This is a genomic window from Sphingomonas faeni (genome assembly GCF_040407565.1).
GTDB classification, from domain to species: Bacteria; Pseudomonadota; Alphaproteobacteria; order Sphingomonadales; family Sphingomonadaceae; genus Sphingomonas; species Sphingomonas faeni_F.
Genome location: NZ_JAPZPR010000001.1, coordinates 669,731 through 683,820 on the forward strand (window position 1 = coordinate 669,731; position 14,090 = coordinate 683,820).

General features: G+C 67.2%; 10 protein-coding genes. 4 read left to right on the plus strand and 6 right to left on the minus strand.

All coding sequences use genetic code 11. The features are described 5' to 3' along the window. Nucleotides 1-99: 99 nt before the first annotated feature. Nucleotides 100-2,034, plus strand: coding sequence for an asparagine synthase (glutamine-hydrolyzing) (gene asnB, locus O6Y00_RS02905; protein ID WP_353441121.1), 1,935 nt, complete (start codon nucleotides 100-102; stop codon nucleotides 2,032-2,034). A 191-nt stretch (nucleotides 2,035-2,225) separates the two neighbouring features. On the opposite strand, the gene O6Y00_RS02910 is transcribed toward asnB, so the two are convergent. From O6Y00_RS02910 to O6Y00_RS02920, 3 genes are all read right to left on the minus strand, one after another. Next, the gene (locus tag O6Y00_RS02910) at nucleotides 2,226-3,350 is read right to left on the minus strand and encodes a CDP-alcohol phosphatidyltransferase family protein (protein ID WP_353441122.1); all 1,125 of its coding nucleotides are present in this window, start codon (nucleotides 3,348-3,350) and stop codon (nucleotides 2,226-2,228) included. A 195-nt stretch (nucleotides 3,351-3,545) separates the two neighbouring features. Continuing rightward, entirely contained in the window at nucleotides 3,546-4,661 is a 1,116-nt protein-coding gene (locus O6Y00_RS02915) for a hypothetical protein (protein WP_353441123.1), read from the minus strand. Next, entirely contained in the window at nucleotides 4,658-5,410 is a 753-nt protein-coding gene (locus tag O6Y00_RS02920; RefSeq protein WP_353441124.1) for an NTP transferase domain-containing protein, read from the minus strand. The genes O6Y00_RS02915 and O6Y00_RS02920 overlap by 4 nt, the downstream gene beginning before the upstream one ends. A 113-nt stretch (nucleotides 5,411-5,523) precedes the next feature. On the opposite strand from O6Y00_RS02920, the gene O6Y00_RS02925 reads away from it, so the two are divergent. Beyond that, nucleotides 5,524-6,597 carry a mechanosensitive ion channel family protein gene (locus O6Y00_RS02925; protein WP_332754308.1) on the plus strand — a complete coding sequence of 358 codons (1,074 nt, stop codon included), beginning with the start codon at nucleotides 5,524-5,526 and terminating at the stop codon, nucleotides 6,595-6,597. Between the two features lie 132 nt (nucleotides 6,598-6,729). On the opposite strand, the gene O6Y00_RS02930 is transcribed toward O6Y00_RS02925, so the two are convergent. From O6Y00_RS02930 to otsB, 3 genes are read right to left on the minus strand one after another with little or no spacing between them, the layout of a single operon-like run. Continuing rightward, nucleotides 6,730-8,118: an alpha,alpha-trehalose-phosphate synthase (UDP-forming) gene (locus tag O6Y00_RS02930; protein ID WP_056060743.1), complete on the minus strand. Its 1,389-nt coding sequence runs from the start codon at nucleotides 8,116-8,118 to the stop codon at nucleotides 6,730-6,732. Continuing rightward, entirely contained in the window at nucleotides 8,115-9,911 is a 1,797-nt protein-coding gene (locus O6Y00_RS02935) for a glycoside hydrolase family 15 protein (protein ID WP_353441126.1), read from the minus strand. The genes O6Y00_RS02930 and O6Y00_RS02935 overlap by 4 nt, the downstream gene beginning before the upstream one ends. Next, the gene (gene otsB, locus O6Y00_RS02940; protein WP_353441127.1) at nucleotides 9,908-10,621 is read right to left on the minus strand and encodes a trehalose-phosphatase; all 714 of its coding nucleotides are present in this window, start codon (nucleotides 10,619-10,621) and stop codon (nucleotides 9,908-9,910) included. Before otsB ends, O6Y00_RS02935 begins: the two co-directional genes overlap by 4 nt. Nucleotides 10,622-11,197: 576 nt before the next feature. On the opposite strand from otsB, the gene O6Y00_RS02945 reads away from it, so the two are divergent. Next, nucleotides 11,198-12,670 carry an efflux transporter outer membrane subunit gene (locus O6Y00_RS02945; protein ID WP_353441128.1) on the plus strand — a complete coding sequence of 491 codons (1,473 nt, stop codon included), beginning with the start codon at nucleotides 11,198-11,200 and terminating at the stop codon, nucleotides 12,668-12,670. Further along, the gene (locus O6Y00_RS02950; RefSeq protein ID WP_332754303.1) at nucleotides 12,670-14,052 is read left to right on the plus strand and encodes an efflux RND transporter periplasmic adaptor subunit; all 1,383 of its coding nucleotides are present in this window, start codon (nucleotides 12,670-12,672) and stop codon (nucleotides 14,050-14,052) included. The genes O6Y00_RS02945 and O6Y00_RS02950 overlap by 1 nt, the downstream gene beginning before the upstream one ends. Nucleotides 14,053-14,090 lie beyond the last annotated feature (38 nt).

Here is a 14,090-nt window from a genome sequence, read left to right on the forward strand (position 1 = left end):
CCCCTAGAGCGCGATCGGCGGTGCGGCAAGGTGCGTGCGAATCTCGGCAAACGTGACAAAGCGCCGGGTGGCTCCTAGACCGCACGCGATCGGGCGGCGGTGCTGCCGTCATGCGAGGGATCGTTCGCCATCTGCGGAATTGCCGGACTTTACGCGCGGGGGGGCGGTGTCGTTTCGCCGCGCCTGATCACTGCGCAATGCGACACGATCCTGCACCGCGGGCCCGACGACCAGGGCGTCATGACCGATGGCGATTTCGGCTTCGGGATGCGCCGGCTGAGCATCATCGACATCGAGGGCGGGCACCAGCCGTTTCACTCGCCCGACCACCGCTATGCGCTCGTCTTCAACGGCGAGATCTACAATTTCCACGAACTGCGCCGCGAGTTGCAGGCGCTCGGCCGCGTATTCGAGAGCGCGGGCGATACCGAGGTCATCCTCGCCGGCTACGAACGCTGGGGCGATAATGTCTGGGCAAGGCTCGACGGGATGTTCGCGGTCGCGGTGTGGGATACGCACGCCCGCCGCCTCACGCTGGCGCGCGACCCGATCGGGATCAAGCCGCTTTACTACACCGACCAGGCCGCCGGGTTCGCGTTCGGCTCCGAGCTGAAGACGCTGACGCTGCTGCCCGGCATGGCGTTCGACGTCGACCGCCGCGCGCTCCACGATTATTTCAGCTTCGGCCATGTCCGCACCCCGCGCTCGATCTACGCGCAGGTCCGCACCCTGCCGCCGGGCCATGTGATGACGATCGAGGCGAGCGGTGCGCCGACGCTGCGCGCCTATTGGACGCCCGCCTATCATCCCTCTGAACCGAGGTCCGAGGCGGAGTGGATCGAGCGTTTCCGAGACGAATGGCTCGACACGATCGGCAAGCAGATGGTCGCGGATGTCGATGTCGGCGCATTCCTGTCCGGCGGCGTAGACTCCTCCGCGGTAGTCGCGGCGATGGCGCGGGTCTCGGATCGGCCGGTGCGCACCTTCACGATCGGCTTCCCCGACCCGCGCTTCGACGAATCGCCGCATGCCGAGGCGATCGCGCGGCATCTCGGCTGCCACCACGTCACGCGCACGCTGGAGTTGGCGGATGCGCAGGCGATGCTCCCCGAGGTCCAGCATTGCTATGACGAGCCGTTCGCCGATCCGTCCGCGGTGCCGACCTGGTACGTCAGCCAGATCGCCGCGCAGGAGGTGAAGGTCGCGCTGTCGGGCGATGGCGGCGACGAACTGTTTTTCGGGTATAAACGCCACGCGACCGAGCGACGGATCGGGGCGCTGCCGGCGCCGTTGCGTCGTTTGGCGCGAGCGCTCGATGCTGTGCCGACCTTGCCGTCGCGGCATGCGAATGCGGTGTTGCAGCGCTGGCGGAAGACCACCGGCAGCGCCGCACTCCCGAACGGCATCGCACGGTTCTTCGCCAAGACGCAGATCACGAACGAAGCCTTCCGCCGCCAGATATTCTCCGCCGAGTTCATCGCCGAGGAAGAGGGCGGGATCGCCGCACTGGTCGCGGAATATTTCCCCGATCCAGACGCGATCTCGACCGACACGCTCGAGCAGTTCGGGTTGGCGGACCTCGCGCTCAACCTCCCCGGCGCGATGCTGACCAAGGTCGACCGCGCGAGCATGGCGCATTCGCTCGAAGTCCGCGTACCGATGCTGGGGCAGGGCATGGTCGACCTCGCACTGTCGATGCCCGCCGACATGAAGCTGCACGGCAAGATCGGCAAATACGTCATCCGCCAGGCCATCGCACCGTGGTTGCCGGAAAGGATCCTCGACCGCCGCAAACAAGGCTTCCAGATGCCGCTGGCGGCGTGGTTCGCCGGCGATTTCGGTGCGTATGCGGAGCAGCTCTGGCGCGACAGCGGCGTCCGCGAGCAAGGGATGTGGCGCGCGGGCGCGGTCGACAAGGTGTTCGCCGATCACCGTGCGGGCAAGCGGGATTACAGCCGCTTCCTGTATGCGCTGGCGATCTACTGCCTGTGGTGGATCGGGCGACCCAAAGCCTTGGCTGTCACCACTTTCTGACCCCGTTCTCCTGCGAACGCAGGAGCCCAGGGTTACAAATGCCACCCCTCGTAATCCTGGACTCCTGCGTTCGCAGGAGAACAGGGCACCAATCACTCACCGTCATCCTGACGAAAGTCAGGACCCAGAGCAACGGACGTCCACCTTTGTCACCTTGGGTCCTGACTTTCGTCAGGATAACGGCGAAGCCCTCAAGCCAGCCAACTCACCAACACTTCACCCCTGGCCTTGCGCACCATCGCCTGCACCAGCCTTACCAGATGCACCACCAACGAGATCGCGGTCCACGCCGCCACCCCGACGATTCCCCAGTCCGGCCGCATCACCAGCAACCCCGCGAACAAAATCACCATGTTCGGATTGCGCCGCGCGGTAATCAGCCGGAACCAGCTGTCGAACCGTTCCCACACATGGATATGCATCCCGAACCGGACGATGAATGCCCCCTCGATCAACCGCTGCGCGACATAGCCGAACAGCATCGTCCCGATCACCGCCCAGAACATGCCGTCCTCGAGCGGCCGCCCGTACGGCGCGCACCCCGCCGCCCACGCCCACCACCAGAACGGCGGATGCACCAGGTCGACCCCGTGATCCCACGCATTGCCGAGCTTCGACGAGGTGATCGTGCACCGCGCCAGCTTCCCGTCGACGGTATCGAGCACCATGAAGAACAGACCCGTAGCGAGCCCGGTCCAGAACCAGCCATACCAGAACGCTACGGTAGCGACGATACACAGCACCGATCCGAGCGCGGTCACCTGGTTCGGCGTGATCCCGGCGCGGGCGCAAACCCGCGTGATCGCCAGCGCCCATTCCGGCCACAGGTATTTGGTCAGCAGGTCGGTGACGCCCTTGTACGCGCCGACATAGCTCGCGCGCTCGATCGCCGGCACCGCGGCCGGAGTCAGCAGTTCGGCGAACGGCCGTTCGCGCTTGCGCAGCGCCTCGTTGAGGATGCCCTCCTCGGCCTCCGCGGCGATCACCGTCAGTCCGGTCACCAGCGGCGCCTCGCCAAGCATCGCCGCCGTCATCCGCGCATGCTCGTCGGCATCCCGGACATGCGCGAGCACGGGGACGCCGGTACGAGTCACGGCGGTGCCGGGCCGCGTCTTCAGATACGCGATCCACATCGGGTCGAACGCATAGGCGAGGTTGGCGAGGATCACCGGCCCGGTGTCGCCGTCGCCATCGGCCCGCAATCCCTGCGCGACGCCGATCCGCCGGATCCGCTCGGCATTGGTCATGCCCCAGAGCAGCGTGTCGTTCGCCCGGACGGTCCGGAGCGCTGGCGTAGGGGCTGTCGAATCTACCATGCCGCACCCGTTACCCGATCTGGTCGTGAAAGCGAGAGGGGCAGATCGAGAGCGTACGGCGAAGGAAGGGGCGCTACCCAAGTCCACCACCCCGGCGGAGGCCGGGGCCCAGTTGGAATGTCCGGAGTAACTGCGCGCAGTCCGTAGTTAGCGACGTCCCCCAACTGGGCCCCGGCCTCCGCCGGGGTGGTGCATTTATCGAATGAGCGTGGTTTCCAGCAATCGCTGGATTTCCCTCGCCGCTCTCGCCGCGCCACCCTCGACCGCCCCGAGCGACCGCCCGGCAAACTCCGCCTGAACCGCCGCATACCCCGCATGCTTCAGCGCCGACCGATCCACCGCGGCCACTACATCCGCCACGTCCTCAACCACCTCCCCACAAGCCCACATCGCGTAATTCGGATCACCCTCCCACGCGACGCCCCCGGCATTAAGAAACACGCAAGGCCGCGGCCGCATGAGAAACTCGATCACCTGGCTCGACGTATCGCCCAGATACACGTCCGCCACGCCGGTATAGCTCCCATCGACCATCGCGAACCCATCGATGTCGCAGTGCACATGCGCCAAGTCCCCGATCTCGCGCATCAAATCCGCCACCTCGGGCGCGCGCTCGACCAGTCGCTGGTGCGGCGCGAAGATCAGATTGTAGCGCCCGTCCGCGACTAGCCGCCGCACCACCTCCGCCCCCCAGCGCCACCAGGACGAGCGATGCTGCTGCCAATGCGGCGTGTACAGGACGACCGGCCGCGTATCCGCGAACGGCGGCGCGGCGTGCGTCCGGTGCGTGAAGTCGGCCTTCACATAGCCCGTCGTGACGAACCGATCGGCCGCGAACCCGCGGTCGAGATAGGTCCGCCGCTCCAACTCGCTCGGCACCAAGGTCAGCGCCGCCGCCCGCCGCCTTGGATCGTCGCGCGCGCTCATCGAGCCGACTCCGTGCGACGTCTTCACGAACTTCGCCCGCATCGGAAACAGCCGCGGCAGCCACAGGCTCGTCTGCTCGGCACACACGACGACCGTCGCGCTGCGCAGATACGGCAGCAGCCGCAGCAGCATCGGCATCTTCGCCGGCAGCACCGGATTGCGCCCGGTCCCATCGTCTGCAACCACGCGAAACCCCGGCGCGCGCCGAATGCGGACTGTAGGGAAGGGCGCCGTCCACCGCGTCAGCAGCGTCTCGTGCACCGACGTGCTTACCCACAACTCGATCGGCATGGCCGACGTCACCGCGAGTGCCTCGACGATCGGATACAGATGCGGGATCAGCAGCGTCTCGCCGAGAAACAGGAACGCGACCTTCCGCGTCATGACCCGGAAGGGCCGCCCGCAGGCGCGTCATGGTCATGCTGCCACAGCGCGATGTCCTCCGGTCGGTCGATCTCCTGCCAGCGGACATCGCCCCCGATCCGCACTGCGCGGACGCCGACGGTCTCCGCGACGCGGCGGACGACCGCATGATGATAGGCGTGGATACCATCCTCCTCGCCGATCACCGCGCGCAACGCCTCGGCATACGCGCCGCCGCCGGTCGAGACGATCAGCCCGAGTGATCGATCGGTCGCCTGGTGCCCGACCAGATGCTTGCCGACCGCGACGACAGCGTCGCCGTCCGCTTCGACCAGCATGTCGTCGAGCCCCGGCGCCGCCAGCCGCTCGATGACCAGCTTCACGCCCAATCCCGGATCGACGCCTCGATCGGCTAGCGCCGCGCGCAAAATCGCCGCGTCGAACAGCGTATCGCCGTTCATCAACGCGAACGGCGCTTCGAGATACGCCCGCGACGCCCACACGCTGCCGATGCTGTTGGCGGCGGACCAGAACGGATTGAACACGAGCTCGGTCGGCAGTTCGGACACGCGTGCCGCCAGATGCGCCGCGACCTGCTCGATCCGGTAGCCGCCGACGATCACCGCCCCCTCGAACCCGGCCTCCGCCACCGCGTCGAGCTGATGATCCAGGATCGCGCGGCCACCGACCTGCACGAGGCATTTCGGCGTCGTCAGCGTCAAGGGCAGCAGTCGCGATCCGTGACCGGCAGCAAGGATGATGGCCTTCATGGGCGCGGACTTACGCACGAAGTGTGGCAGGAAAAAAGCTGCCATGTATCGCGCGATTATGCTGCACTGCAGCGGAACTCGCATGCCCACCCGGCCGTTGCGCTAAAATGCGCATGTTCAGATCGCTCCACATACCCCCCGAATGGGTCTGGCTGGAGAGCGTCGCCGTCGTCTCGGCGGCCGTCCTCGTCGCGCTGGTCGCGCACTGGTTGACGATGCGGATCGGCGGCCATGCCCAGCGTCGCTCGACCGCCAAGACCGATGGCCTCGTCCTCGCCCGCGTGCGCCGCCCGCTGCGTGCGGTATTCGTCTCGGTCGCGGTCGCGTTCGTCTCGCGGATCCTGCCGATGGACAACGACATCGAGGATCTGTGGAAGCAACTGCTCGGCTTCCTCGTCCCCGGGTTGCTAGGCTGGCTCGCGGTCGCGGCGCTCCGCGCGTTCCAGGACGTCATCGAGATCCGCGCCGACATCTCGGTCGAGGACAATCTCCGCGCCCGCCGGAAACGCACGCGCGCGGCGATTCTCGGGCGGATAGGCACGTTCTTCATCATCTTCGTCAGCGTCTGCCTGATGCTGCTGAGCGTGCCCGGTATCCGCTCGATCGGAGTCACGCTGATGGCGTCGGCGGGTATTGCCGGCCTCGTCGTCGGTGCCGCCGCACAGCCTGCGTTGAAGAACCTGATCGCCGGCGTGCAGATGGCCTTCACCGAGCCGATCCGGATCGACGACGTGCTGATAGTCGACGGCGAATGGGGGCGGGTCGAGCAGATCAACCTGACGTTCGTGGTCATCAAGATCTGGGACGAGCGCCGCCTAGTCGTGCCGGTCTCGAAGTTTCTCGAGCAGAGCTTCCAGAATTGGACGCGCGAGACCAGCCAGTTGATGGGCTCGGTGTTCTGGTATCTCGATCCGTCCGCGGACGTGCCGCGGCTGCGCGAGAAACTGGGCGAGATCGTCACGTCTAACCCGCGCTGGGACAAGAGGTTCTACAACCTCCAGGTGACCGACGTGAAGACGGATTGCATCGAACTGCGCGGGCTGATGACCGCGAAAGATGCGGCGATCGCGTTCGACCTGCGGTGTGACGTGCGGGAAGCGCTGCTAAAGTATATCCGCGAGGAAATGCCCGAAGCCATCCCGCGCAACCGCCTGCTGATGGCGCCGGATCCGGTGCCGCGGACCTAAGCGAATCCTCCCCCGCCAGGGGGAGGTGGCGCCGAAGGCGACGGAGGGGGAGGCACGCGCCACGTGCGTTCCGTGTCCTCCCCCTCCGTCTGGCAAGTGCCAGCCACCTCCCCCTGGCGGGGGAGGATTGAATTACGCCTCGACGTGCTCCGGCACCGCCTCGAGCGCAGTGATGAACAGCTCGCACCACCACATCACGTCCTCCTTGCGGACGTTGTCGATCAGCTTCTCCCAGCGCGCCTTACGCTCGGCGAGAGGCATCTTCAGCGCCCGGTCGATCGCGTCGGACATCTCCTCGGGGCTGTACGGATTGACCAGCACCGCGTCCTTCAACTGCGTCGCCGCGCCCGCGAAGTGCGACAGCACCAGCACGCCCGGATCCTCGGGGTCCTGCGCCGCCACATATTCCTTCGCGACGAGGTTCATCCCGTCGCGCAACGGCGTCACCAGCCCGACGCGCGCCGCGCGGTAAATCCCGGCCAGCACGTCACGCGGGAAGCCTTGGTTGACGTAGCGGATCGGCGTCCAGTCGATGTCCGAATATTCGCCATTGATCCGCCCCGACATCGAATCGAGGTTCGCGCGAATCTCCTGGTACGTGTCGACCTTCTCGCGCGAAGGCGGCGCGATCTGCAGCATGTAGACCAGCCCGCGCCGGTCCGGATGCGACCCGAGGAACCGCTCATACCCCGCGAACCGCTCGGCGAGCCCCTTCGAATAATCTAGCCGGTCGACCCCGACGATCAGGCTACGGCCCGTCGCGGACATGTACATCCGCTCCTTGGCATGCCGCGCGGCGTCGCTGTTCGCCGACTTCTCGAAGTCCGCGGTCTCGATCCCGATCGGCGTCGTGATCGCCTTGATCGTCCGGTCGCCGACCGTCACCCAGCCATCCTCGCCGACCACGCCGTCGAGCTGGCTCGTCACGTAATGCAGGAAGCTGTCGAGCCAGTCCTGCGTCTGGAAGCCGATGACATCGTACGCGAACATCGATTCGACCAGCGCACGGTGGCTCGGCAGCGACAGCAGCATCGCCATCGGCGGCCACGGTATGTGGAGGAAGAACCCGATCTTGTTCTCGACGCCCAGCTTGCGCAGTTCCTGGCCGAGCGGGACGTGGTGATAGTCGTGAACCCACACCAGATCCTCGGGCTCGATCAACGGCAGCACCGTCTCCGCGAACCGCTTGTTCACGCGAGCATAGCCGCTGGAGAAATCGCGTTCGAACTCGGTCAGGTCGATCCGGTAATGGAACAGCGGCCACAGCGTGCGGTTCGCATAGCCGTTATAATATTCGTCGAAATCCTGCTCTTCGAGATCGATCGTCGCGGTGGTGACGCCCTTGCCCTGCTGGAAATTGATGTGGCCCGTGAAGGTTTCGGTGGTCGAGCCGGACCAGCCGAACCACACCCCGCCCTTTTCGCGCAAAGCAGCGAGCAACGCGACCGCGAGGCCGCCCTGGTTGCCCGAAGGCGCATCGACCGACTGGACGCGGTTCGAGATGACGACGAGGCGGCTCATCGGACGGCACTCCACGGCTTGCTGAGCAGGACCGCGCAGTTGATCAGCCCCACCAGCGAATAGGTTTGCGGATAATTGCCCCACAGCTCGCCGGTATTCGGGTCGATATCCTCCGACAGCAGCCCGGCAGGGGTGCGACGCGCGACCATCTCGCAGAACAGCGCGCGGGCATCGGCGGTCCGGCCGGTCGCGTGCAGAGCCTCGATCAGCCAGAAGGTGCAGACGTTGAACGCGGTGTGCGGCAGGCCGAAATCATCCTCGGTCGCATAGCGCAGCATGTGGCTGCCACGCCGCAGCCCTTCCTCGACCGCCTTGAGCGTCGACTGGAAGCGTGGATCGTCGGGCGCGAAGAAGCGCAGGTCGAGCAGCTGGATCAGGCTCGCGTCGAGGTCGTCGCCACCGAACGTCGCCGAGATACGCTGCGTATCCTCGCGCCACGCCGACTGCTCGATCGTCGTGCGGATGGTGTTCGCACGCTCCTCCCAGAACGTCCGGCGATCCTCGAGCCCGAGAACCTCCGCCGCATTCGCCAGCCGATCGCATGCCGCCCAGCACATCGCCGCCGAATAGGTGTGGACATGCGCCTTGGTCCGCAGCTCCCAAAGCCCGGCATCGGGCTTGTCGTACGTCTCCCACGCGCGGTCGCCGACCAGTTCGAGGCTCTTGAAATCCTCCTCGCTCGACATCCGGAACAGCCGCTTGTCGAAGAACGCCTGGACGTCGGACAGGATGATCTGGCCGTACGCGTCGTGCTGGATCTGCTCGTACGCCTGGTTGCCGACGCGGACCGGACCCATGCCGCGATAGCCGGGCAGGTCGCTCTCGATCCGCTCGACCAGCGTCGCCTCGCCGCCGACGCCGTAGAGCGGCTGGACATGGCCCCCCTTCGACGCGTCGACGATGTTGCGCAGATATTCGAGATAGCCCTCGAGCACGTCGAGCGCACCCAGCCGGTTCAGCGCCTGAACGGTATAATAGGCGTCGCGGATCCAGCAGTAGCGATAGTCCCAGTTACGCTCCGACCCCTCATGCTCGGGGATCGAGGTGGTGAGCGCGGCGACGATCGCGCCGGTCTCCTCGTGCTGGCACAGCTTCAGCGTGATCGCGGCGCGGATGACGACGTCCTGCCACTCGACCGGAGTCGCGAGCCCGCGCACCCAGTGCCGCCACTCGTCCTTGGTCCGCGACAGCATCGCCTCGGCCGCCTCGTGCAGCACGCCCGCGAAACTCTCGTCGGGGCCGAGGAACAGGTGCATCTGGCGCTCGAGGCGGAACCAGTTCTCGCCGACGATATGCCCGACCGGCGCATCGGTGGTCAGCCGCAGCGTCTGGTCGTCCATCAGGAAACGGATGTGGTTCGAGCCCTGCGTGTGCTCGGTCGGCTTCCCCCAGTTCGTCGCGACCCGCATCCTAACGCGAATGCGCGGCGAGCCGGCCACGGGCTTGACGATCCTCACGAAGCTGGTCGGGCGATAGGTGCGGCCTTCGCGCACGAAGCGCGGGCAGAAATCGATGACCTCGACCGCGTTGCCGGCCTCGTCCTCGTGCCGCGTGACCAGAATCGGCGTGTTGCGGATATACGCCTGCGTGGTTTTCGCACCGCCCTCGAGTTCGATCGCCCAGAACCCGGTCTTGGGCGCATCGCCGCCGAGCAGCGCGCAGAACGCCGGGTCGCCGTCGACGCGGGGCACGCAGCCCCAGACGAACGTGCCGGTCTTGTCGATCAGCGCGGAGACCTGGCAATTGCCGATCGGCCACAGGTTCATGTCGGCTTTTTGGGTAGGTGCGGTCATCGTGTTTCCAACGTGGGTGTTTCCAATATGGCAGCAATCCAGTCGCGAAGTGCGGCAACGTCGTTCAGGCGGTAGGTGGCGGCGGTAGGCCGTTGTTCACCGATGAGCACGCCCGCCCCGCCAAGGTCGCGCGCGGCCTCGAACCCGTCCTCGTCGGTGACGTCGTCGCCGAAGAAATACGGCACGCTGCCCGCCATCGCCGGCGCGGCGATCAGGTCGCGGAGCGCGGCGCCCTTGTCGCCGGGGGTGCGCAGTTCGACCATCATCTTGCCGCGCTGGAGCGTAAGGCCGTGGGTAGCGGCGAGGTCCTCGGCGAGGCGGACGGCGGCGGGTTCGAAGTTCGGCGCCATCCGGTAGTGCAGCCCGGCGCCGAGGCTCTTGGCTTCGTAGACGAGACCGTTGGCCTCGGCGAAGTCGCGAAAGGCGTCGGCGGCGGCTTCGAGCGAGGCGGGGCGCTCGGCGGCGACATGACCGTCGTCGGGCGTGCGCGTCTCGGCCCCGTGGCTGCCCGCGACCGCAAACAAATGCGCGTGCCGCCCGAGCATCGCGTCGAGCTGCGCGATCGACCGCCCGCTGATGATCGCGACGCGACCGGGGAAGCGCTCGGCGAGCGTATCGAGCGTATCGAGCAGCGTCTGGCTCACCACAACCGCATCCGGCGTCGCGGCAAGGTCGACAAGCGTCCCGTCGAAATCGAAGAAAAGGCTCACGGCGTCGGGCACGGCAAGGGGCGGCGCGAGGACATCAGTCGCGGGCTGGCGTTCGGCTAGCATCATCCCTGAACCCATAGCGCCGCCGCTACGTTCCGCTGCACTGCAAAATTGGAACGGGTGCGGTTCGAATTTCGGGGTGGGGTGGGGTGGCTGCGATAAACGCCACGAAAGTTATCCCATCCCACCACCCCGGCGAAGGCCGGGGCCCAGTTGGGGGACGGCAATGAAGCACGTTGCGCGCTATTACCTCAGACGTTCCAGCTGGGCCCCGGCCTCCGCCGGGGAGGTGCTAAAGCGGGGGGTGCTAAAGGATGCACATCTCAATCCTTGAGGCCTGCAAACATTGTTTCCCCGCGAAGGCGGGGACCCAGACTGGGCTCCCGCCTTCGCGGGAGAACAAGCAGCGGGGGGTGGTCCGCGTTACAGCGCATCAACGTCCCTTCTGGATAGCGGCCAGGCAAGTTCGCGTGGACGGCGCTAGATGAAGCCACCCCTCCAATCCACCCCACCTGCGACACCTCGCGACACAAAACCGCTGGACTAGCCCCAGCCGCTTGGTCATGCCTGCCGCCCATGTCCCGCGTCCGCGCCCTCCTCATCGCACCCGTATCCGCGGCCGTCCTGCTAGCCGGCTGCACCGTCGGCCCAGACTACCATCCCAAGGCCGCCGCGGAGCTCGGTGTCCCCGACGCGTATTCGGTCACCCCCGAAACCAAGCCCGAAGACCTCACCCGCTGGTGGCAGAAGTTCGACGACCCCGTCCTGGGCCAGCTCGTCGAGCAGGCCGCCGCCGCGAACCTCGACATAGCGCAGTCGGTCGCTCGCCTCCGCCAGGCCCGCGAAAGCCTGCTCCAGAACCGCGCGTCGCTGCTCCCGACGGTCAATGGCTCGGCCGGCTACCAGCGCAACGAGAACGTCCGCGGCGGCGGGCGGTCGTTCACGCTGCCCGACGGCACCGTCGTCGACACCGGCGGCGGCGGCGCGAACAGCTTCACGCTCGGCGCCAGCGCCAGCTACCAGGTCGGCGTCTTCGGTGAGATCCGTCGCACCGTCGAGGCCAGCCGCGCGGAGTACGCCGCGTCGGGCTACGACTACGCCACCGTCCTCATCTCCGTCGAAAGCGAGGTCGCGCGCAATTACGTGCTCGCGCGCTCGTACCAGCAGCAGCTCGCCAACTCCCGCGCCTCGCTCGCGATCCAGGACGACAATCTCGAGATCGCCGGCTTCCGCGTCCAAGCCGGCCTCGTCTCCAGCGTCGACGCCGAACAGGCCCGCGCCCAGCGCGCGCAGACCGCCGCGACGATCCCCAGCCTCGACCAGCAATATGCCGCCGCGGTCGCCCGCATCGGCGTGCTGACCGCGCAGGCGCCCGGCGCGCTCCGGGCGATGATGGCGCCGGTGAAGGCGATCCCGACCGGCCCCGCCGCGGTCGGCGTCGGCATCCCCGCCGACACGCTGCGCCAGCGCCCCGACATCCGCTCCGCCGAACGCGCGCTCGCCGCCGCCACCGCGCGGATCGGCGTGGCCAAGGCGCAGCTCTATCCCGCGCTCGCGATCACCGGCAATCTGAACACCAACGCGACCTCGATCGGCAACATCGGCGACGCGATCACCGGCAGCCTCTTCGCCGGGCTGACGCAGGCGATCTTCAACGGCGGCCGTCTGCGCAGCCAGGTCCGCACCAGCGAAGCCGCCGCCGACGGTGCGCTGGCGCTCTATAAATCCACAATCCTCACCGCGCTGGAGGATGTCGAGAACGCCGTCGTCGCCTTGCAGGCCGCGCAGGAACGCGAGCGCCAGTTCGCGATCGCGCTCGACGCGTCGAACAATTCCGCGATCCTCAGCCGCAGCCAGTACCGCACCGGCCTCACCGATTTCACCACGCTCAACCAGCAGGAAACCGCGCTCCTGTCCGCGCGCAATGGCGCGACGCAGGCGCGCGCCGATGCCGCGACCGCGTTGATCGCACTCTATGCCGCACTCGGCGGCGGCTGGGACTCCACCGTGATCCCGCAAGCGCCCATATCCAATCCAGAGGCACGCTGATGGCCGACGCATCGATCGACGACTTCCTCGGCGTAAAGCCGCAGGCCCCCTGGAAACGCTATGTGAAGTGGGTCGTGATCGCGGTCGGCGTAGTCCTACTGTGCCTGCTGCTCGCCAAGTGCTTCGGCGCGAAGGAGCAGACGCAATATTCGACGCAGGCGGCGCAACGCGGCAACCTGACCGTCAGCGTCTCGGCGACCGGCAAGCTCGCCCCGACCACGCAGGTCACGGTCGGCTCGCAGCTGTCGGGCCTCGTCACCAAGGTCGTCGTCGACGTCAACGACCGCGTCACCGCAGGGCAACCGCTCGCGCTGATCGATCCCGAACAGCTCGACGACCAGATCCGCCAGACCAGTGCACAGCTCGCGGCGAATCAGGCGCAGGTCGCGCAGGCACAGGCCACCGTCGCGGAATCGCGCGCGCAGTTGAACCGTCTCGAAGAGGTTTCGCGCCTGTCGGGTGGTCGCGTGCCGTCGAAGACCGAACTCCAGACCGGCCGCGCCGACTACGCGCGTGCGGTCGCGGCGCAGAAGGTCGCGGAGGCCAACGTCGTCGCCAGCCGCGCGCTCCTCGCGCAGAACCAGACTCAGCGTGCCCGCGCGATCATCCGCTCGCCGGTGACGGGGGTGGTGCTCGCGCGCCAGATCGATCCCGGCCAGACCGTCGCCTCGTCGTTCAATACGCCGACTTTGTTCGTGATCGCCGAAGATCTCACCAAGATGAAGCTCGAGGTCGCGATCGACGAAGCCGACGTCGGCGAGGTCAAGATCGGCCAGAAGGCCAGCTTCACCGTCGACGCGTTCCCCGGACAGACCTTCCCCGCGACGATCAGCCGGGTCGATCTCGGCTCGAACCTGACGGTCAGTTCGGCCACCTCGTCGACCTCGACCACCGCGACCTCGACCACCGGGCAGGTCGTCTCGTACGCAGCCGACCTGACGGTGGGTAATCAGTCGCTGACGCTGCGCCCCGGCATGACCGCGACCGCGGACATCGTGACGTCGGACAAGCGCAACGTCCTGCTCGTCCCGAACGCCGCGTTGCGCTTCAAGCCGACGGCGGCGTCCGGCGACGCAGGCGGTGGCATCGCCGGCTCGTTGACCTTCCGTCCGCGCCGTGGCGGCGGTGCGGAGCGCACCGCGACGGTCGCTCGCGGGGCGCAGCAGACGATCTACGTCAAGGGCGCGGACGGCACGCCGCAGCCGGTGCAGATCACCACCGGCGACACCAACGGCACGATGACCGAAGTCCTGTCGGGCAATCTCCAGCCCGGCGCGCAGGTCATCACCGGCCAGTTGGCGAGCGGCGGCGACGACGCCAAGCGCAGTGGCGGCGCACGTCGCTCAGGCGGCGCGAGCAAGGGTGGGGGCGGTGGCCAGTAACGCGCCGCTCACCGCCGAACCGCTCATCACCCTGCGCG